The following is a 17992-nucleotide window of genomic DNA, read 5'->3' as shown; positions in this document are numbered from 1 at the left end:
CCCCTGTCAGTTGGCCGAGAAGGGCAGTTCGACGACGATCTTGCAGCCCTGCTCGTAGCCGGTATCGATATGCACCGTGCCGGCGTGCTCGGTGACGGTTTCCTGGACCATGGCCAGGCCCATGCCGCGCCCGGCCTTGTGCGGCGGCTTGGTGCTGAAGAAGGGCTCGAATACCTTGAGTGCCAGCTCCGGCGCGATGCCCGGTCCGCTGTCGGCGATCTCCAGGCGCACCACCCGCTGGCCCTGGACGCGGGTGACGATCGACAGCGTGCGCGGGTTGTCCTGGTTCTGGCTCATGGCCTCGATGGCGTTTTCCAGCAGTTGCTTGATCATGCTGCGCAGCCGGCCTTCGGCACCCATCACCCAGGGCAGGCGCAGCGCCGGTTGCCAGTCGACGACGATGCCCTGGGCGAGCAACTGGTCGGTCATCAGGCTGACGACTTCGCGGATCAGCTGGTTGACGTTGACCGGCACGCAACTGCCGATCTGGCGCTGCGGGATCGAGCCGCTGAGGCTTTCCAGCGCGTCCATGCCGGCCTGGCTGGCTTCGCGCATGGCGCTGAGCACCGGGTCGCCCTCGGCGCTGTCGCCCAGACGCCGTTCGAGCATGCGCAGCGCCGCGCTGATCAGGTTGACCGGGCCCTGCAGGCGGTGGATGGCGCCGTTGAAGGTTTCGCGCATGCCGTCGAGCAGTTCTTCCTCGGCCATCAGCACCTTCAGGGCGTTGAGCTGGGAGGCCTGCTGCTGCTGGCGCAATCCGGTGATGTCGTTGACCGTGAGCAGCAGGTAGTTTTCCTCGCCCGGGTCGAAGAAGTCGTCGGCGCGCTCGCCTTCGATGAGGATGGCGCGGCCGTGGCAGGACAGCCAGCGCGGCGTGCGGCCGCCGAGGTCGAAGGCGACTTCCTTGCCGGTGAACGCCTGGCCGCGCGCCTTCAGCGCCTCGAGGGCACCGCCGAGGTTGTCCTGCAGCAGGCTCACCAGTTGGGCGGGCGTGGCCTGGTCGCCGAGTTCGGCGGCCAGGCGGTTGAAGCTGGGGTTGGACAGGCGGATGCGCAGGGCGTGATCGAGCACCACGATGGCCGCCGGCGCGCTGTCGACCACGGCCTCGATGATCAGGCGCTGGTTGCTGACCCGTTGTTCGAGCTTGTGCTGGTCACTGCTGTCGCGATGCATGCCCAGGTAGTAGATGGTCTGCTCGTGCTCGTCGAGCACCGGCGCCACGGTCAGTTCGGCGAGATAGCAGCTGTCGTCCTTGCGCCGGTTGATGAGCATGCCGGACCAGGCCTTCTTCTGCGCCAGGCGGCTCCAGAGCGCCTGGTAGACCAGCCGCGGGGTGGTGCCGTTGGACAGGACCGATTCGTTCTTGCCGATCACCTCGCTGCTGTCGTAGCCGGTGATGCTGCTGAAGGCGCGGTTGGCATAGAGGATGTTGGCCTTCAGATCGGTGATGGAGATGGCGATCGGCGCGTGTTCCACGGCCTGCTGGAACACCTCGGGCGCCAATCCGTCGGACGCGGTGGGTTGCCCCGCGTCGAGCTCAGGGGTGACCTGGGTCATGTGCATTTCCTCATCGATGCGGCGAAGCCGGCGTCTGTGCGCCGGTATCCGCGGCAAAGCCATACGGTTAGGGGTCTGTTGCCGTTTCATCGCGAGCCGCGTTGGCGCGTCAAAGGGCGCCAGGCCGGGCGGCGTTCCGCAGGCGCGGGACGCCGGCAATGGTCATTCCCTTGCCAAGTCCCGCAACGCCGCATGGCGCCATTTGCCGCGCAACCCTTTGGGCCGGGCCTGTTTTTGCACGATGCGGCGTTACTCGTCGCTTATTTGGAATGACCAAACTTCGCTCCTCGTGCCTTGCCTCGCGCAAAAACAGGCTCCGGCGCGGCCGCGAATGAAACGGCAACAGACCCCTTAGGGTTTTGCAAAGGCCGTGCCGCTGGCCACGGCGCCCGCCGGCGGCGCTGTGAGGCCCAGAATGCGCTGCGCCGGTGGGTTTCTGTCGGCCCATGGCCTGTTGGGCTGTTGCAAATCCCACAGGGCGGCGTGCCTGAGCGCCGTGGCCTGTCGCAAACCCCACAAAGGCCTTCGCGACAGTGGCTTGGCGCGCGGCGCTATCGCAGCTTTCGTTGACCTGCATCAACGAAATCCCGGCCCTCGGGACGCTGCGAGCGGCCTGCCGGTGCGTGGCATGCTTGATGCAAAACCCCTCGCAACGTCGCGTTGCCCGACAACGGTGCAGGCGCCCGCCAATTCGCTGGGAGGGGTTATGGAATATGCGCTGTTTCTGATCGGCACCGTGCTGGTCAACAACGTGGTGCTGGTCTACTTCCTCGGCCTGTGTCCGTTCATGGGGGTGTCCGGCAAGCTGGACCCCTCGCTGGGCATGGGCCTGGCGACGACCCTGGTGATGACCCTCGGCGGCATCAGCAGCTGGTTGCTCGAACACTACGTGCTGTTGCCGCTGGGCATCGGCTTCCTGCGCATCCTGTCCTACATCCTGGTGATCGCCGGCCTGGTGCAACTGATCGAGATGGTCATCCGCAAGGTCAGCCCGCCGTTGCACCGTTCCCTGGGCATCTACCTGCCGTTGATCACCACCAACTGCGCCGTGCTGGGCGTGCCGCTGATCAGCGTGCGCGAAGGCCACGGGCTGGTCGAAGCGGGGTTGTTCGGCCTGGGCTCAGCGCTGGGCTTCACCCTGGTCATGGTGATCTTCGCCGGCTTGCGCGAACGGCTGGCCATGGCCAGCGTGCCGGCGTCCTTCGCCGGCGCGCCGATCGCTTTCGTCACCGCCGGGTTGCTGGCGATGGCCTTCATGGGCTTCGCCGGCCTGATCTGAACGCTGCTGCCGGCGAGGCTGGCGAGGAGGAGCAATGCTGAGCGCGATCCTGGTTCTGTTGCTGATGGGCCTGCTGCTGGGCGGCGGCCTCGGGTTGGCCGCGCGCTATCTGGCGGTCTCGGAGGAGAACCCGCTGATCAAGGAAATCGAGACGCTGATGCCTGGCAGCCAGTGCGGGCAGTGTGGTTATCCGGGTTGCACTGCGGCGGCCAGCGCCCTGGTCGAGGGCAGCGCGGCGGTTACCTGTTGTCCACCTGGCGGCGCCGCGCTGGCCGAGCGCCTGGCCGAGCTGCTCGGCGTGCCGCTGGACGCTGGAGCGCTCGCCGCACCGATGCTGGCACGCATCGACGCGGCCGAGTGCACCGGTTGCACGCGCTGTTTTCGCGCCTGCCCGACCGACGCCATCGTCGGCGCCAACGGCCAGATCCATTGTGTCTTGAGCAACGCCTGCACCGGCTGCAGCAAATGCCTGGAGGCCTGCCCGGAAGACTGTATCGCCCTCGCGCCCCAGGAGCCGACGCTGGACCAATGGCGCTGGGCCAAGCCCCGGGCCGCCTGATTACGCCTGACGAGTAGGGGCGACAGACCCCGGGAGTCGATAATGTTCAACCTCGCGCAGTTTCGCGGCGGCATCCATCCCGCCGCCCACAAGGACCGCTCGGCCGCCCTGGGCATCGCCGCGCAGCCGTTGCCGTCGCGGCTGTATCTGCCCTTGCGCCAGCATGCCGGCGCCGAGGCGCTGCCGCTGGTGAAGGAGGGCGAACGGGTGCTCAAGGGCCAGCTGCTGGCTGGCTCGCCGACCGAGCTCTCGGCGCCGATCCATGCACCGAGTTCCGGGCGCATCGTCTCGATCGCGCCGATCGATGCGCCGCATCCGTCCGGGCTCAAGGTCAACGGTATCGTCCTCGAATGCGATGGCGAGGAGCGCTGGATCGACCTGGACGTGCCGGCCGACCCCTTCGCCGAGGACCCGCTGCGGCTTGCCCAGCGTGTTGCCGAGGCCGGCGTGGTGGGGCTCGGCGGCGCGATCTTCCCGGCGGCGGTGAAGCTCAAGCAGGGCACGAGACACGAGATCAAGACCGTGCTGGTCAACGGCAGCGAGTGCGAGCCGTACCTGAGCTGCGACGACCGGCTGATGCGCGAGCGCGCCGAGGCGGTGGTCGACGGCGCGCGGCTGATCCAGCACATCCTGCGCGCCTACAGCATCGTCATCGCCATCGAGGACAACAAGCCGGCGGCGCTGGCGGCCATGCGCGCGGCGAGCGAACCCTATGGCGCCATCGAGGTGGTGGCGGTGCCGGCGCTCTACCCGATGGGGTCGGCCAAGCAGCTGATTCGCCAGGTCACCGGTCGCGAGGTGCCGGCCGGCGGGCGCAGTACCGACGTCGGCGTGCTGGTGCACAACGCCGGCACGGTGTATGCGATCCAGCAGGCGCTGCGCCACGGCCGGCCGCTGATCTCGCGGGTGGTGACGGTGGCCGGCGGCTGCGTGAGCAACCCGCGCAACGTCGAGACCCTGATCGGCACCCCGGTGCAGGCGCTGTTCGATACCTGCGGCGGGTTGCTGCGCGAGCCGCAGCAACTGCTGCTCGGCGGGCCGATGATGGGCATGCTGCTGCCGTCGACGGCGGTGCCGGTGATCAAGGGCGCCACCGGACTGCTGGCGCTCGATCGCCACGAAGTACCGCGCAACGACAGCGCGCCGTGCATCCGCTGCGCGCGCTGCGTCGATGCCTGCCCGATGGGCCTGGCGCCGCTGGAGATGGCCGCGCGTACCCGGGTCGACGATTTCGACGGCGCCAGCGAATACGGTCTGCGCGACTGTATCCTCTGCGGCTGCTGCGCTTATGTCTGTCCCTCGCACATTCCGTTGGTGCAGTACTTCCAGTACGCCGTCGGCCAGCAGGACGAACGCCGCAGCGCCGCGCGCAAGAACGATTACGTCAAGCGCCTCAGCGAGGCGCGCGCGGCACGCCTGGCCGAAGAGGAAGCGGCCAAGGCGGCTGCCAAGGCGGCGAAGAAACGCAAGACGCCGGCTGCGGCCGCCAGCGAGGTGTCGCCATGAGCACGCCAGGCATCGCGGCGGGGCCGTTCGCCCACGACCGCTCCTCGGTCGACCGCATCATGCTGCACGTCTGCCTGGCCCTGCTGCCGACGACGGCCTGGGGGCTGTACCTGTTCGGCTGGCCGGCGATCAACCTGTGGCTGCTGACCTGCGCCAGTGCGGTGGTCTGCGAGGCCATTTGCCTGCGCCTGCTCGACCGACCGCTGCGCCGCCTGCTGGACGGCAGCGCGCTGCTCACCGGCTGGCTGCTGGCCCTGACCTTGCCGCCCTGGGCGCCCTGGTGGATCGCCGTGGGCGGCAGCATCTTCGCCATCGGCATCGGCAAGCAGCTGTATGGCGGCGTGGGACAGAACGTCTTCAACCCGGCGATGCTGGCGCGGGTAGCGCTGCTGATCGCCTTTCCGCTGCAGATGACCACCTGGGCCCTGCCGCTGCCGCTGGGCACGCCGGGCGCGCCCGACTGGCTCGAAGGCCTGCGCATCACCTTCGCCGGCGGGGCGCTGGTCGATGGCCTGAGCGGCGCCACGGCGCTGGGCCATCTGCAGACTGAGCTGACGCTGGGGCACGACGCCGTGCAGATCCTCGACGGGCATTTCTCCTTGCTGCCGGCCTTTCTCGGCTACAGCGGCGGCAGCCTCGGCGAGACTTCGGAGCTGCTGATCCTGCTGGGCGGACTCTGGCTGCTGGCGCTGCGCATCATCCACTGGGAAATACCGCTGAGCATGCTGCTGGTGGTGGCGCTGCTGGCGGCGCTGGCGCACCAGATCAATCCGCAGGTGCATGGCGGCGGCCTGTTCCACCTGACCTCCGGCGGACTGCTGCTCGGGGCCCTGTTCATCGCCACCGATCCGGTGACCTCGCCGATCAGCCGCAGCGGACGGCTGATCTTCGGCGCCGCCTGTGGCGGGCTGATCTTCGTCATTCGCAGTTGGGGCAGTTTTCCCGAGGCGGTGGCGTTCGCGGTGCTGTTCATGAACGCCCTGGTGCCGCTGATCGACCGCCTCTGTCGGCCGCGTGCCTATGGCCGCAACGGTCGCGGCAAGCCCCTGATGGCGGCGAAATGGACCAGCCAGGTGAAGGAGGTCGACAAGGTATGAACGAGCTGACCCGGATGCCACCCGCAGAGGCTGGCGACGAACCCCCGATCACCCGGCCCGGCCTGCTCGAGGCGTGGCGTGAACGGGTCGCCTACCAGGCGCTGTCGCTGGGGCTGGTCTGCGCCCTGGTGGCCCTGGCGCTGCTGCTCGGCAACCAGCTGACCCGGCAGCGGATCGCCGATGCCGAGTTGCAGGACCGCCTGGCCGTGCTGCGCCAGGTCCTGCCGCAGGGGCTCTACGACAATAATCCGCTGGCCGATGCCTACCGGCTCGAGGACGCCGAGCTCGGCACGCTCGAGGTGTATCCGGCGCGGCGCGAAGGGCAGTTGACGGCGACCGCCTTCCAGATCAGCACCATCGGTTACGGCGGCCCGATCACCCAGCTCATCGCCCTCGATGTCGAAGGCCGCATCCTTGGCGTGCGAGTGCTCAGCCACAAGGAAACCCCCGGCCTGGCGGACAAGATCGAGGTCGCCCGCAGCGACTGGATCAAGAGCTTCGACGGTCTGTCGCTGGCCAACACGCCGCTGGAGCAGTGGGCAGTGAAGAAGGACGGCGGCCAGTTCGACCAGTTCGCCGGCGCCACCATTACCCCGCGGGCCATCGTCAAGGGCGTGGTCCGGGCGCTCGAGTTCCAGGCCCGCCAGTCCACTGCCCAGCCCACCGAGGAGACCCAGCCATGAGCAGCCATTGCGGATCACCGGATGTCACAGCGCCCAGGCCCAAGGGGCTGTTCAACTACTTCAGCTCGGCGCTGTGGGACTACAACGTGGCCCTGGTGCAGATGCTCGCGCTGTGCCCGGCGCTGGCGGTGACCACCACCGCCACCAACGGCCTGGGCATGGGCCTGGCCACCACCCTGGTGCTGATGATCACCAACGCGATCATCTCCGCGCTGCGCCACAGCATTTCGCCGGCGGTGCGCAACCCGCTGATGATCGGCATCATCGCCGGCGTAGTGACCCTCATCGACATGGCGATGAACGCCTGGATGCACGAGATGTACAAGGTGCTGGGGCTGTTCATCGCGCTGATCGTGACCAACTGCGCGGTGCTCGGCCGCGCCGAGTCCTTCAGTAGCCGCAACCCGGTGATCCCCTCGGTCCTCGACGGCGCGGGCATGGGCATCGGCTTCACCTGGGTGCTGATCGTGATCGGCGGGATACGCGAGATCCTCGGCAGCGGCACGCTGTTCGCCCAGGCCTCGCTGCTGCTCGGCGAGCACTTCCACTGGCTGGAGATCACCGTGCTGCCCGGCTTCCAGGGCATTCTGCTGGCGATCCTGCCACCCGGGGCGTTCATCGTCCTTGGCTTCGTGCTGGCGTTCAAACGGGTGGTCGATCGCCGCCGCGCCGAACGACGGATCAGGACCCATGGCGAACTGGTGGTGTTGCAGTGAGCCCGGCCGAGGAGCGAAGCAGACGATGAAGATTTCCGTTGTATATGCCGTGCCGCGGCAACCGTTGCTGCTCGATTGCCGCGTGGAGGAGGGCTGCAGTGTGGGCCAGGCCATCGAGCAGTCCGGCCTGCTGCGCTACTGCCCGGATATCGACCTGAGCAAACAGAAGGTCGGGGTCTACGGCAAGTTCGTCAAGCTCGACAGCCCGCTGAAGGAGGGCGATCGGGTGGAGATCTACCAACGCATCACGCGCGTGCTGGACGACGACGATGACGACGACTGACCGGCCGCCGCAGCCAGCCAGCCAGCGCGGATGAGATTACCCGAGAGAGGAGCGACCGATGGACAGCCAGCCCCCGAGCATGAACCGTGAAACCGCATTACGCATCGCCTTGGCCGCCCGGGCATTGCCCGAGGTGGGTGTCGGCCGATTGCTGGAGATCCTGCATCAGCGGGTCGAAGGTGAACTGAACGAAGAGAGCCTGCAGCGCGTGACCGTCACCGACCTCAAGACCGCTTTCGCCAGCGCCGATGGTGAGGAGGACGGCGAGGACATCGGCATCGGCCTGCCGGCGCTGAAGGAGGCGGTGCGTATCCTCTGGGGCGAAGGCGTCGACGACGACCTGCCGCAGGCGGTGACCCTGGACCGCGTGCCCGAAGGCTCGATCCGGGTGGCCATCGCCTCCAACAACGGCGAACGCCTGGACGGCCATTTCGGTTCCTGCCTGCGTTTTCTGGTCTACCAGGTCGGTGTCGACAGCTGTGCGCTGGTGGACGTGCGCTCGGCGCTGGAGACCGAGTTCGCCGAGGATCGCAACGGCGCCCGTGCCGAGCTGATCGGCGATTGCCAGGTGCTCTATGTGGTCTCCATCGGCGGCCCGGCCGCGGCCAAGGTGGTCAAGACCGGCCTGTATCCGATCAAGAAGAGTGGCGGCGAGGCGCGCGAGATCCTCGCCGACCTGCAGACCGTCATGGCCGGCAACCCACCGCCATGGCTGGCCAAGCTGCTGGGCGTGAGCGCCGAGCAACGGGTACGCTTCGACCGCTCCGACGACGAGGCGGCCTGGGCATGAGCGATTCCCGCAGGCTGGTCGCCGTGGCCATCGACCGCCACGGCAAGGTCGCCGGCCATGCCGGCCGGGCACACCACTGGCAGGTATACGACATCTGGCCCGGCGAGGCGCCGGAGTCCATCTATCGTCTGGCGCTGGACGAGCAGGCCTGCCTGCACGAATGGCATGTCAGCGCACAACCCGAACGCCATCCGCTGCATGCGGTGGACGTGGCGATCGCCGCCAGCGCCGGCGACGGCGTGGTGCGTCGCCTGGGCGAACGCGGCGTGACGCTGCTGACCACCGCCGAAAGCGACCCGTCGCGCGCGGTGCAGGCCTGGCTCGCCGGCAGCTTGCCAGCGGGGCTGCCACATGAAGAACCGGGTTGCGGTGGTGAGGGCCATCGGCATCCGTGATCACTCTCGTAGGTTGGGTTGAGCCGCGCAGCGGCGAAGCCCAACATCACACGGGGTTCAAGGCTGTATGCGGGACCGCTGCGGGCCGAAATCCATGGCGTGACGAGTGCGTTGGCCGATGCCGCGCTCGTTGGGCTTCGCAGGCTCAACCCAACCTACGACGATGCCCAACATTGCACACCGGATTCGAGGCCGTACGCGGGGCTTCTGCGGGCCGAAATCCATAGCGTGACGAGTGCGTGGCTTGATGGCCGGCATGTTGGGCTTCGCTTCGTCAACCCAACCTACAGACTTGAAAAGCATCGCCCCGAGGTCGGGCCTCCCACAAAAGCAGCCGGTGCACGCCGAACCCTGTGGGAGGCGCGCCCTCGCGGCGATGCAGGCCGAAGGACTGCCCAAGGCCTGACGCTCGGAGCTTGAAGCCTGGAGCTTGAAAAGCCGAGACCGGGCTTCTCAGAAAAAATGGCCGGGAGCCATTTTTGACGTCGTTTGCGACGGCCGAAGGGTGGCCGCCAGGGATGGCAGGCCACAAAAAAACTCCCCTGGGAGCACAGGGGAGTGGCTCATCGCCGATATGGGGATGTCAAACCGTTGCACGCGCCTGGCGCTGCGCCTGGGCTGGCTGAACCGCATCGCTCAAGCCAGCCCAGGGCAGCACAGGGCGGTGGCATCGAGCCCCATGACGGCGAAGCCCAATACCATCGCCTACAGGGTGGACTCAGACCGGCCCGCGGGCGGCGCGGCGGGGGGCGACGGTGAAGCCGAGGGCCTCCTCGTAGCTGGGGCTGTCGAGCTTCGGCTGGTAGTCGACCAGGGCCTCGTACACGGTGATGACCTTGTCTTCGGCGCTCTGTCCCTTGAAGTCGTCCTTGTCCAGGCGCAGGTCGTCCATCAGGGTGTTCCATACCGCGCCGCCGTCGGGGTGCGGCAGGAGGATGACGTTCACCCCATCGAGGTCGACCTGCAGTGCCTTGCCGAGGTTTTCCACGTAGAACAGCACGCGGATGCCCGGGCCCAGGTCGCCGCGGTAGTGCTGGATGAACAGCGGCAGCAGGGTCAGTTCGACGAGGATGCCGGCGGCCATCACCAGCTTGTCGTTCCTGGCCAGCAGCACGGCCTGCTTGACCACGGATTTCGGCGGCATGCGCCGCCCGGACGCATCGGCGATATCGCCTTCCTCCAGCACCAGGTCGCCGCGGAAGGCGTAGGTGTCGGCCTGGCTGGTGGCGCCGTTGAAGCTGAGGTTGCATAGCAGGTTGCGGGCTTCGTAGGTGTTCAGCAGCATATCGGGGTTCTCCGGTCGTTGAAGTCAGGCCACTTTGGCGGCATCGGGGGCGGCGAGGGCGAACAGGGTTTTCCAGTCGTCCTCGATCAGGTGCAGGTGTTTACGCTGGCAGACCTTGCGTTCCTTCTCGCTCGGCCCGTCGATCAGCGCCCAGCCGGCATCGGCCGCGGCGTCGTGGATCAGGTCGCTCATCAGCATGCGTTCGGTGTCGCGGTTGAAGCGCATGCCGAGGAACAGGTAGCGCTTGCCGCGGCGCTGTAGCTTGAGCCAGGCCGGCACGGCGAAGCCGCCCATCAGCTCGGTGAGGTAGTCGACGAAGTCGGCGTCCGAGGCGACGTAGCTGGGCTTGGGCAGGGGCGTGCCGAGCGGCTTGAACAGCACCGGCAGGTCGCTGTCGACCTGCTCCAGGCCGATGCGCCGGTACTGCCCGGCGTCGAACTGGTACAGCTCGAAACGGTAGTGGCTGCCGGTGAGGCGGGCGCAGCCGACCACCAGGGTATGGGCGCGGTCGGCGTAGCAGCGCTGCAACTGGGTATCGCGGTTGCAGTCGATCACGTAGGGCAGGTGCAGGTCGGCCAGCCACTGGTGAAAGGGCGAGGGAGCCCAGTTGTCGCCACCGTAGGTCTGGGTCAGGAAGCGCTCGATGAAGCTGCGCCCCTTCTTGTTCTCCAGGTGCATGGCGGCCCTGGGGAACTCATACATCAGTCGTTCGGCCATCGGCTGGCCGCCGGTCATGGCCAGGATCAGGCTGTCGCTATCGGCAGGGATCGGCTGGCCGGAGTGGCGGTCGACCACCTCGCGCAGTACGCCGGGCCCCAGATAGGGAATGCTGTCGCCGGCCTCCAGGCCGGCCAGTATTTCCTGCATCGGACTGCTGTTCACGGGATTCTCCTGCTGTCGGTTTGCAGAGGAGCTTCGCAATATGCAAGCCAATCGCCGGAAGTTCGGCAACTCATTGTTATTGCTAATTTTTTCTTCAACTTCCCCGATTCGAGGCGCGGCGCGTTCGCGACAATTGTCGTATTTGCCACAGGCCGGGGAAGGCCATGGAAAGTTGCCTGGTTACGGCACGGAAAGTTTTGTTGGGTTGTTGCCATTGGCACTGACAGAGGCTTGTTTTTGTTGTGTATACCACTGCCTGAATAATGCTCTTTGTTCTTATGAAGTATTTAAAAAACAATAACTTGGGATCTAATAAAAGCGCTGGCACAAAGACTGCACCTGTCTCGTTGCGCAGGCTTGTTCGTGCCTATAGCCCACGTACATTTCATGTGGAAACGAAACCTGAGGAACTTAATTATGGCAATGCGTCAATGCGCTATCTACGGCAAGGGGGGGATCGGCAAGTCCACGACCACCCAGAACCTCGTGGCGGCCCTGGCTGAACTCGGCAAGAAGGTGATGATTGTCGGGTGCGACCCGAAAGCCGACTCGACCCGCCTGATTCTGCACGCCAAGGCCCAGAACACCATCATGGAAATGGCGGCGGAGGCCGGCACCGTGGAAGACCTGGAGCTGGAGGACGTGCTCAAGGCCGGCTATGGTGGCATCAAGTGCGTCGAGTCCGGTGGCCCCGAGCCGGGCGTCGGTTGCGCCGGTCGCGGGGTGATCACCGCGATCAACTTCCTCGAAGAGGAAGGCGCCTATGAGGACGATCTGGATTTCGTCTTCTACGACGTACTCGGCGATGTGGTGTGCGGCGGTTTCGCCATGCCTATCCGCGAGAACAAGGCCCAGGAAATCTACATCGTCTGCTCCGGCGAGATGATGGCCATGTATGCGGCCAACAACATCTCCAAGGGCATCGTCAAGTACGCCAATTCCGGCAGCGTGCGTCTGGCCGGGCTGATCTGCAACAGCCGCAACACCGACCGCGAAGACGAACTGATCATGGCCCTGGCCGAGAAGATGGGCACCCAGATGATCCATTTCGTGCCGCGCGACAACGTGGTCCAGCGCGCCGAGATCCGCCGCATGACCGTCATCGAGTACGACCCGACGGCCAAGCAGGCGGAAGAGTACCGGCAACTGGCGACCAAGATCGTCAACAACAAGAAGCTGGTCATCCCGACCCCCATCACCATGGACGAACTCGAAGACCTGTTGATGGAGTTCGGCGTCATGGAAGTGGAGGACGAGTCGATCGTCGGCAAGACCGCCGCCGAATTGGCCGCCGAAGCAGCCGCTGTCTGATCGCACGCTTCAGAGAGCCTTCCACGGCCCAGCCGGGCCGTGGAGCAGGCTCGCAGGACGGGGCAGGGCGGATTGGCCCTGTCGGAGACCTGCGCCCGCCAGGGCGACGGCTCCGCTACCCGCATATGAACGCAAGGCAAGAGGAGGTCATACCATGTCCGGTATGTCACGCGAAGAGGTCGAGTCCCTCATCCAGGAAGTCCTGGAAGTCTATCCCGAAAAAGCCCGCAAGGACCGCGCCAAGCACCTGTCGCCCAACGATCCGTCGCTGGAGCAGTCGAAGAAGTGCATCACCTCCAACAAGAAGTCCCAGCCGGGGCTGATGACCATCCGTGGCTGCGCCTATGCCGGCTCCAAGGGCGTGGTCTGGGGGCCGATCAAGGACATGATCCACATTTCCCACGGCCCGGTGGGCTGCGGCCAGTATTCGCGGGCCGGCCGGCGCAACTACTACATCGGCACCACCGGCGTGAACGCCTTCGTCACCATGAACTTCACCTCGGATTTCCAGGAGAAGGACATTGTCTTCGGCGGCGACAAGAAGCTGGCCAAGCTGATCGACGAAGTCGAGACGCTGTTCCCGCTGAACAAGGGCATCTCGGTGCAGTCGGAATGCCCGATCGGCCTGATCGGCGACGACATCGAGGCGGTGTCCAAGAAAAAGGCCGCCGAGTACGACACCACCGTGGTGCCGGTGCGCTGCGAAGGGTTCCGCGGAGTGTCGCAGTCCCTCGGCCACCACATCGCCAACGACGCCATCCGTGACTGGGTGCTGGACAAGCGCGACGACGACACCAGCTTCCAGGCCACCCCGTACGACGTCTCCATCATCGGCGACTACAACATCGGCGGCGACGCCTGGTCCTCGCGCATCCTGCTGGAGGAAATGGGCCTGCGCGTGGTCGCCCAGTGGTCCGGCGACGGCACCATCGCCGAGATGGAGCTGACGCCCAAGGTCAAGCTCAACCTGGTCCACTGCTACCGCTCGATGAACTACATCTCGCGGCACATGGAAGAGAAGTACGGCATCCCATGGATGGAGTACAACTTCTTCGGCCCGACCAAGACCGCCGAGTCGATGCGCGCCATCGCCGCCCACTTCGACGACCACATCAAGCAGAAATGCGAGGAAGTGATCGCCAAGTACCAGCCGCAGTGGGAGGCGGTGATCGCCAAGTTCCGTCCGCGCCTGGAAGGCAAGCGAGTGATGCTCTACGTCGGCGGCCTGCGTCCGCGCCACGTGATCGGTTCCTACGAGGACCTGGGCATGGAAGTGGTCGGCACCGGCTACGAGTTCGGCCACAACGACGATTACGACCGCACCCTCAAGGAAATGGGCAACGCCACGCTGCTCTACGACGATGTCACCGGTTACGAATTCGAAGAGTTCGTGAAGAAGGTCAAGCCCGACCTGATCGGTTCCGGCATCAAGGAAAAGTACATCTTCCAGAAAATGGGCGTGCCCTTCCGGCAGATGCACTCCTGGGACTATTCCGGTCCATATCACGGCTTCGACGGCTTCGCCATCTTCGCCCGCGACATGGACATGACTCTGAACAACCCATGCTGGAAGAAGCTGCGGGCGCCCTGGCAGAAAACCGAGGAATCGGTCGAGAAGGTCGCCGCCAGCGCCTGATGGCCCGCAGTCGTACGCAACGTCCGCGGCGGCCGGCGCAGGCCGGTTGCCGCCGATATCCGTGATCGCCGTTCACAGATGAGTGAGGCGAAGGAGAAAGTCATGAGCCAGCAAGTCGATAACATCAAACCCAGCTACCCGCTGTTCCGCGACGACGAATACAAGGACATGCTCGCGCGCAAGCGCGACGACTTCGAGGAGAAGCACCCGCAGGAGAAGATCGACGAAGTCTTCCAGTGGAGCACCACCCTGGAGTACCAGGAACTGAACTTCCAGCGCGAGGCGCTGACCATCAACCCGGCCAAGGCCTGCCAGCCGCTGGGCGCGGTGCTCTGCGCCCTGGGCTTCGAGAAGACCATGCCCTACGTGCACGGCTCGCAAGGTTGCGTGGCCTACTTCCGCACCTACTTCAACCGTCACTTCAAGGAGCCGATTTCCTGCGTGTCCGACTCCATGACCGAGGATGCGGCGGTGTTCGGCGGCCAGCAGAACATGAAGGACGGCCTGCAGAACTGCAAGGCGACCTACAAGCCCGAGATGATCGCGGTGTCCACCACCTGCATGGCCGAGGTCATCGGCGATGACCTCAACGCCTTCATCAACAACGCCAAGAAGGACGGTTTCGTACCGGACGATTACCCGGTGCCCTATGCCCATACCCCGAGCTTCGTCGGCAGCCACGTCACCGGCTGGGACAACATGTTCGAAGGCATCGCCCGCTACTTCACCCTGAAGACCATGGACGACAAGGTGGTGGGCAGCAACCACAAGCTCAACATCGTGCCGGGCTTCGAGACCTACCTGGGCAATTTCCGCGTGATCAAGCGCATGCTCAAGGAAATGGACGTCGGCTACAGCTTCCTCTCCGATCCGGAAGAAGTGCTCGATACCCCGGCCGACGGCCAGTTCCGCATGTACGCCGGCGGCACCACCCAGGACGAGATCAAGGACGCGCCGAACGCCTTGAACACCCTGCTGCTGCAACCCTGGCAACTGGACAAGACCAAGAAGCTCGTCGAAGGCACCTGGCAGCATGAAGTACCGAAGCTGAGCATCCCCATGGGCCTGGACTGGACCGACGAATTCCTGATGAAGGTCAGCGAACTCACCGGCCAGGAGATCCCGGACAGCCTGGCCAAGGAGCGCGGTCGCCTGGTCGACATGATGACCGACTCGCACACCTGGCTGCATGGCAAGCGTTTCGCGCTCTGGGGCGACCCGGACTTCGTCATGGGCATGGTCAAGTTCCTCCTGGAACTGGGTGCCGAGCCGGTGCACATCCTGGCGAACAACGGCAACAAGCGCTGGAAGAAAGCCGTCGAGGCGCTGCTGGAAAGCTCGCCCTACGGCAAGAGCGGCACCGTGCATACCGGCAAGGACCTCTGGCACATGCGCTCGCTGGTGTTCACCGACAAGCCGGACTTCATGATCGGCAACAGCTACGGCAAGTTCATCCAGCGCGACACGCTGCACAAGGGCAAGGAGTTCGAGGTGCCGCTGATCCGTCTCGGCTTCCCGATCTTCGACCGCCACCACCTGCATCGCCAGACCACCCTGGGCTACGAAGGCGCCATGCAGATCCTGACCACCCTGGTCAACGCCGTGCTCGAACGGCTGGACGACGAGACCCGCGGCATGCAGAGCACCGACTACAACTACGACCTGGTTCGTTGACCGCGAGCGGGGAGGGCGACCTTCCCGCATCTACCCCTGACCGACCGGCGTACCGCAATGGTCGCCGGCCGGCCAGCCCCCATTCAGGGAGATTCCCATGCCCAGCGTCATGATCAGCCGCAACAAGAATGGTCAACTGACTTTCTACATCGCCAAGAAGGACCAGGAGGAAATCATCGTCAGCCTGGAACACGACAGCCCCGAGCGTTGGGGCGGTGAAGTGGCCTTGGCCGATGGCTCCAGCTACTACCTCGAACCGCTGCCGGCACCGCCGAAGCTGCCGATCACCCTGCGTGCCAAGCGGGCCGGCGAGGGCTGATCGATGGCGTCCAGCAACGGGCGCGCCCCGCTGTCCGCTCACCTGGCCCTGCGCATCGCCCTGGCGGCGCGCGAGCTGAACGGTGTGGACACCGCGCAACTGCTGCGAGCCCTGCTCAGCGTCACCGGTGAGCCGATCACCGAGGCGCGGCTGGCCAAGGTGCGTCCCAATCGCCTGCGTAACCGCCTGCAGAGCACTGCCGACGGGCCAGTGCCGGCGATCGGCGAGCGGCAACTGCAGCGCGCGGTCAGCCTGCTCAAGGGGCGCGGCGTGCGGATGCCCGAGGAACCGTTGCCGGCCGTCGAGCCCTACCGCGAAGGCGAGCTGCCGGATTCGGTCCGCATCGCCTGCGCCTCCGACGGCGGCGAGCGCCTGGACGGCAGTTTCAGCAGCTGCGTGCGATTTCTCGTCTACCAGATCTCGCCGAGCGCCAGCCGCCTCGTCGCTCTGCGCGAACCGGGGCCGATCACGCCGCATGAAGACCGCCACGCCAGCCGCGCCGAACTGCTGCACGACTGCCAACTGCTCTATACCCTGAGTATCGGCGGGCCGGCGGCGGCCAAGGTGATTCGCGTCGGCACCCATCCGATCAAGGTCATGCGGCCGATTCCGGCCCGCGAGATCGTCGAGGAACTGCAGCAGGTGCTGGCCACCGCGCCGCCGCCCTGGCTGGCCAAGGCCATGGGCAGCGAACCGGCTGCCCGCCGCGTTTCGATTGTCGAAAGAGAGGACACCCCATGATCAGCCAGACCCAGCTCGACGCCGTTATCCGCCAGGCCGAAAGCGGCCCGCTCGACGAAGCGCTACTCGCCAGGCTGCGCAGCGCCCACCCCGGCGTGCACTTCACCTGTTGCATGGACGACGACGTGGTGGTCAATGCCAAGCCCGTCGCCGAACGGCCGGGATTCAATGTCTACCTGGTCAACTCCAGCCAGCACTGCTCGGTGCTGAGCAACGACCTGGACGCCGCCTCGGGCATCGTCCTGGCCGAAGTCATCGCCGACTGAGAGTGCCCATGCACAACGACGGTAGCGAGGACATCACCCCCCTGGCGGACTGCCGCGATTGCAGCTTTCGCGGCAGCCTGCTGCCGAGCGGCCGCTGCATGCCGGGCGACATCTGCGTGGCGATCCACAGCGGGCGGCAGATCGACCGCTTCTTCCGCCACAACCCGCAACTGGCCGGGCAGTACCTGGCCGACCCGTTCTGGGAGCGGCGTGCCATCGCCGTGCGCTACGCCCCGGTGGATGCGCTGCTGCCGATGATCCGTGACGTCGACGAAGCGGTGCGCCGCGCCGTCGCCTACCGCCTGCCGCGCGAGCGCCTGGGCGAACTCATGCACGACCCCGATCGCGAAGTGCGCATCACCGTCGCCGACCGCCTGCCGGCCGAGCAACTGGAACAGATGGCCGCCGACGCGGACTACCTGGTGCGCGCCTACGTGGTCCAGCGCATCGCCCCGGGCCGGCTGTTCCGCTTCATCCGCGACGAGGATCGCCAGGTGCGCAAGTTCGTCGCCCAGCGTCTGCCCGAGGAGAGCCTCGGGCTGATGGTCATGGACCCCGAACCGGAAGTCCGCCGCCTCGTCGCTGCGCGCCTGCACGGCGAGGATGTGCTGGAAATGCTCCACGACCCCGACTGGACCGTGCGCCTGGCCGCCGTGGAAAACGCCCCCCTCGACGCCCTGCGCGAACTGGACGAAGACGACCCTGAAGTCCAGGCCGCGATCGAGCAGCGGTTGGGGTAGGTTGGGTTGAGGTAGGTTGGGTTGAGCTCCGCGAAGCCGAGCGCGCGAGGCATCGGGCAACGCAATCGTTACGGCGTTGAGCTTCGGCATGTCGGAGATTCGCTTGGTCCCGGAGCGATGTTGGGCTTCGCCGCTTCGCGGCTCAACCCAACCTACAGTCTTGACCCTGAAGTCCGGAGCGCGAAGAGCGATTGGGTAGGTTGGGTTGAGCGCAGCGAAGCCCAACGCGCGAGGCATCGGGCAACGCAATCGTTACGGCGTTGAGCTTCGGCA

Annotated in this window: 20 protein-coding genes; 17 read left to right on the top strand and 3 right to left on the bottom strand. The window is 65.9% G+C overall.

Features of this window, described 5'->3' with window-relative positions; genetic code table 11:
* Positions 1–6: 6 nt before the first annotated feature.
* Positions 7–1557 (bottom strand): nitrogen fixation negative regulator NifL, encoded by a 1551-nt coding sequence (gene nifL / locus IN820_RS18950; RefSeq protein WP_193682439.1) that lies wholly within the window; start codon positions 1555–1557, stop codon positions 7–9.
* A gap of 706 nt (positions 1558–2263) precedes the next feature.
* On the opposite strand from nifL, the gene rsxA reads away from it, so the two are divergent.
* Genes rsxA through IN820_RS18905 form a run of 9 tightly spaced genes read left to right on the top strand, consistent with a single transcriptional unit; the run spans position 2264 to position 8865 of the window.
* Positions 2264–2836, top strand: coding sequence for an electron transport complex subunit RsxA (gene rsxA, locus IN820_RS18945; protein WP_193682438.1), 573 nt, complete (start codon positions 2264–2266; stop codon positions 2834–2836).
* A gap of 34 nt (positions 2837–2870) precedes the next feature.
* Positions 2871–3395: an RnfABCDGE type electron transport complex subunit B gene (locus IN820_RS18940; protein WP_193682437.1), complete on the top strand. Its 525-nt coding sequence runs from the start codon at positions 2871–2873 to the stop codon at positions 3393–3395.
* Positions 3396–3437: 42 nt separating this feature from the next.
* Positions 3438–4901, top strand: a complete 1464-nt coding sequence (gene rsxC, locus IN820_RS18935; protein WP_193682436.1) for an electron transport complex subunit RsxC — start codon at positions 3438–3440, stop codon at positions 4899–4901.
* Complete coding sequence (locus IN820_RS18930) at positions 4898–5998, top strand: RnfABCDGE type electron transport complex subunit D (protein ID WP_193682435.1); 1101 nt, start codon at positions 4898–4900, stop codon at positions 5996–5998. The genes rsxC and IN820_RS18930 overlap by 4 nt, the downstream gene beginning before the upstream one ends.
* The gene (gene rsxG, locus IN820_RS18925) at positions 5995–6681 is read left to right on the top strand and encodes an electron transport complex subunit RsxG (RefSeq protein ID WP_193682434.1); all 687 of its coding nucleotides are present in this window, start codon (positions 5995–5997) and stop codon (positions 6679–6681) included. Before IN820_RS18930 ends, rsxG begins: the two co-directional genes overlap by 4 nt.
* Positions 6678–7397: an electron transport complex subunit E gene (locus IN820_RS18920; RefSeq protein ID WP_193682433.1), complete on the top strand. Its 720-nt coding sequence runs from the start codon at positions 6678–6680 to the stop codon at positions 7395–7397. The genes rsxG and IN820_RS18920 overlap by 4 nt, the downstream gene beginning before the upstream one ends.
* A gap of 25 nt (positions 7398–7422) precedes the next feature.
* Positions 7423–7680: an RnfH family protein gene (locus tag IN820_RS18915; protein ID WP_193682432.1), complete on the top strand. Its 258-nt coding sequence runs from the start codon at positions 7423–7425 to the stop codon at positions 7678–7680.
* Positions 7681–7738: 58 nt separating this feature from the next.
* Positions 7739–8470, top strand: a complete 732-nt coding sequence (locus IN820_RS18910) for a dinitrogenase iron-molybdenum cofactor biosynthesis protein (RefSeq protein ID WP_193682431.1) — start codon at positions 7739–7741, stop codon at positions 8468–8470.
* Positions 8467–8865 carry a NifB/NifX family molybdenum-iron cluster-binding protein gene (locus IN820_RS18905; RefSeq protein ID WP_193682430.1) on the top strand — a complete coding sequence of 133 codons (399 nt, stop codon included), beginning with the start codon at positions 8467–8469 and terminating at the stop codon, positions 8863–8865. The genes IN820_RS18910 and IN820_RS18905 overlap by 4 nt, the downstream gene beginning before the upstream one ends.
* A 718-nt stretch (positions 8866–9583) precedes the next feature.
* Here IN820_RS18905 and IN820_RS18900 read toward each other — a convergent pair.
* Both IN820_RS18900 and IN820_RS18895 read right to left on the bottom strand, forming a co-directional pair.
* Complete coding sequence (locus tag IN820_RS18900) at positions 9584–10150, bottom strand: hypothetical protein (RefSeq protein ID WP_193682429.1); 567 nt, start codon at positions 10148–10150, stop codon at positions 9584–9586.
* 24 nt (positions 10151–10174) lie between these two features.
* Positions 10175–11032, bottom strand: a complete 858-nt coding sequence (locus IN820_RS18895; protein WP_313055672.1) for an SIR2 family protein — start codon at positions 11030–11032, stop codon at positions 10175–10177.
* A 40-nt stretch (positions 11033–11072) separates the two neighbouring features.
* Between IN820_RS18895 and IN820_RS18890 the strand changes: the two genes are divergently transcribed.
* The 8 genes from IN820_RS18890 (at position 11073) to IN820_RS18855 (ending at position 17719) form a co-directional block, all read left to right on the top strand.
* Complete coding sequence (locus tag IN820_RS18890; protein ID WP_193682428.1) at positions 11073–11333, top strand: hypothetical protein; 261 nt, start codon at positions 11073–11075, stop codon at positions 11331–11333.
* Between the two features lie 116 nt (positions 11334–11449).
* The gene (nifH, locus tag IN820_RS18885; RefSeq protein WP_193682427.1) at positions 11450–12343 is read left to right on the top strand and encodes a nitrogenase iron protein; all 894 of its coding nucleotides are present in this window, start codon (positions 11450–11452) and stop codon (positions 12341–12343) included.
* 154 nt (positions 12344–12497) lie between these two features.
* The gene (gene nifD, locus IN820_RS18880) at positions 12498–13979 is read left to right on the top strand and encodes a nitrogenase molybdenum-iron protein alpha chain (RefSeq protein WP_193682426.1); all 1482 of its coding nucleotides are present in this window, start codon (positions 12498–12500) and stop codon (positions 13977–13979) included.
* A 102-nt stretch (positions 13980–14081) separates the two neighbouring features.
* Positions 14082–15653, top strand: a complete 1572-nt coding sequence (gene nifK, locus IN820_RS18875; RefSeq protein ID WP_193682425.1) for a nitrogenase molybdenum-iron protein subunit beta — start codon at positions 14082–14084, stop codon at positions 15651–15653.
* Positions 15654–15750: 97 nt separating this feature from the next.
* Positions 15751–15972 (top strand): putative nitrogen fixation protein NifT, encoded by a 222-nt coding sequence (nifT, locus tag IN820_RS18870; RefSeq protein WP_193682424.1) that lies wholly within the window; start codon positions 15751–15753, stop codon positions 15970–15972.
* A gap of 3 nt (positions 15973–15975) precedes the next feature.
* Positions 15976–16713, top strand: a complete 738-nt coding sequence (locus tag IN820_RS18865) for a dinitrogenase iron-molybdenum cofactor biosynthesis protein (RefSeq protein ID WP_193682423.1) — start codon at positions 15976–15978, stop codon at positions 16711–16713.
* Entirely contained in the window at positions 16710–16979 is a 270-nt protein-coding gene (locus IN820_RS18860; protein WP_193682422.1) for a DUF6129 family protein, read from the top strand. Before IN820_RS18865 ends, IN820_RS18860 begins: the two co-directional genes overlap by 4 nt.
* Before the next feature lie 8 nt (positions 16980–16987).
* A complete protein-coding gene (locus IN820_RS18855) occupies positions 16988–17719 on the top strand; it encodes a 4Fe4S-binding leucine-rich repeat protein (protein ID WP_193682421.1) in 732 nt (243 codons plus the stop codon).
* Positions 17720–17992: the final 273 nt, after the last annotated feature.

It is taken from the genome of Pseudomonas lopnurensis (genome assembly GCF_015070855.1).
GTDB classification, from domain to species: Bacteria; Pseudomonadota; Gammaproteobacteria; order Pseudomonadales; family Pseudomonadaceae; genus Stutzerimonas; species Stutzerimonas lopnurensis.
This window is presented reverse-complemented; position numbering and strand designations above follow the sequence as displayed.

Excerpts from the sequence above, each read along its gene's own strand:
- nifL (WP_193682439.1), bottom strand. The coding sequence starts at position 1,557 with ATGACCCAGGTCACCCCTGAGCTCGACGCGGGGCAACCCACCGCGTCC.
- rsxA (WP_193682438.1), top strand. The coding sequence starts at position 2,264 with ATGGAATATGCGCTGTTTCTGATCGGCACCGTGCTGGTCAACAACGTG.
- IN820_RS18940 (WP_193682437.1), top strand. The coding sequence starts at position 2,871 with ATGCTGAGCGCGATCCTGGTTCTGTTGCTGATGGGCCTGCTGCTGGGC.
- rsxC (WP_193682436.1), top strand. The coding sequence starts at position 3,438 with ATGTTCAACCTCGCGCAGTTTCGCGGCGGCATCCATCCCGCCGCCCAC.
- IN820_RS18930 (WP_193682435.1), top strand. The coding sequence starts at position 4,898 with ATGAGCACGCCAGGCATCGCGGCGGGGCCGTTCGCCCACGACCGCTCC.
- rsxG (WP_193682434.1), top strand. The coding sequence starts at position 5,995 with ATGAACGAGCTGACCCGGATGCCACCCGCAGAGGCTGGCGACGAACCC.
- IN820_RS18920 (WP_193682433.1), top strand. The coding sequence starts at position 6,678 with ATGAGCAGCCATTGCGGATCACCGGATGTCACAGCGCCCAGGCCCAAG.
- IN820_RS18915 (WP_193682432.1), top strand. The coding sequence starts at position 7,423 with ATGAAGATTTCCGTTGTATATGCCGTGCCGCGGCAACCGTTGCTGCTC.
- IN820_RS18910 (WP_193682431.1), top strand. The coding sequence starts at position 7,739 with ATGGACAGCCAGCCCCCGAGCATGAACCGTGAAACCGCATTACGCATC.
- IN820_RS18905 (WP_193682430.1), top strand. The coding sequence starts at position 8,467 with ATGAGCGATTCCCGCAGGCTGGTCGCCGTGGCCATCGACCGCCACGGC.
- IN820_RS18900 (WP_193682429.1), bottom strand. The coding sequence starts at position 10,150 with ATGCTGCTGAACACCTACGAAGCCCGCAACCTGCTATGCAACCTCAGC.
- IN820_RS18890 (WP_193682428.1), top strand. The coding sequence starts at position 11,073 with ATGCAAGCCAATCGCCGGAAGTTCGGCAACTCATTGTTATTGCTAATT.
- nifH (WP_193682427.1), top strand. The coding sequence starts at position 11,450 with ATGGCAATGCGTCAATGCGCTATCTACGGCAAGGGGGGGATCGGCAAG.
- nifD (WP_193682426.1), top strand. The coding sequence starts at position 12,498 with ATGTCCGGTATGTCACGCGAAGAGGTCGAGTCCCTCATCCAGGAAGTC.
- nifK (WP_193682425.1), top strand. The coding sequence starts at position 14,082 with ATGAGCCAGCAAGTCGATAACATCAAACCCAGCTACCCGCTGTTCCGC.
- nifT (WP_193682424.1), top strand. The coding sequence starts at position 15,751 with ATGCCCAGCGTCATGATCAGCCGCAACAAGAATGGTCAACTGACTTTC.
- IN820_RS18865 (WP_193682423.1), top strand. The coding sequence starts at position 15,976 with ATGGCGTCCAGCAACGGGCGCGCCCCGCTGTCCGCTCACCTGGCCCTG.
- IN820_RS18860 (WP_193682422.1), top strand. The coding sequence starts at position 16,710 with ATGATCAGCCAGACCCAGCTCGACGCCGTTATCCGCCAGGCCGAAAGC.
- IN820_RS18855 (WP_193682421.1), top strand. The coding sequence starts at position 16,988 with ATGCACAACGACGGTAGCGAGGACATCACCCCCCTGGCGGACTGCCGC.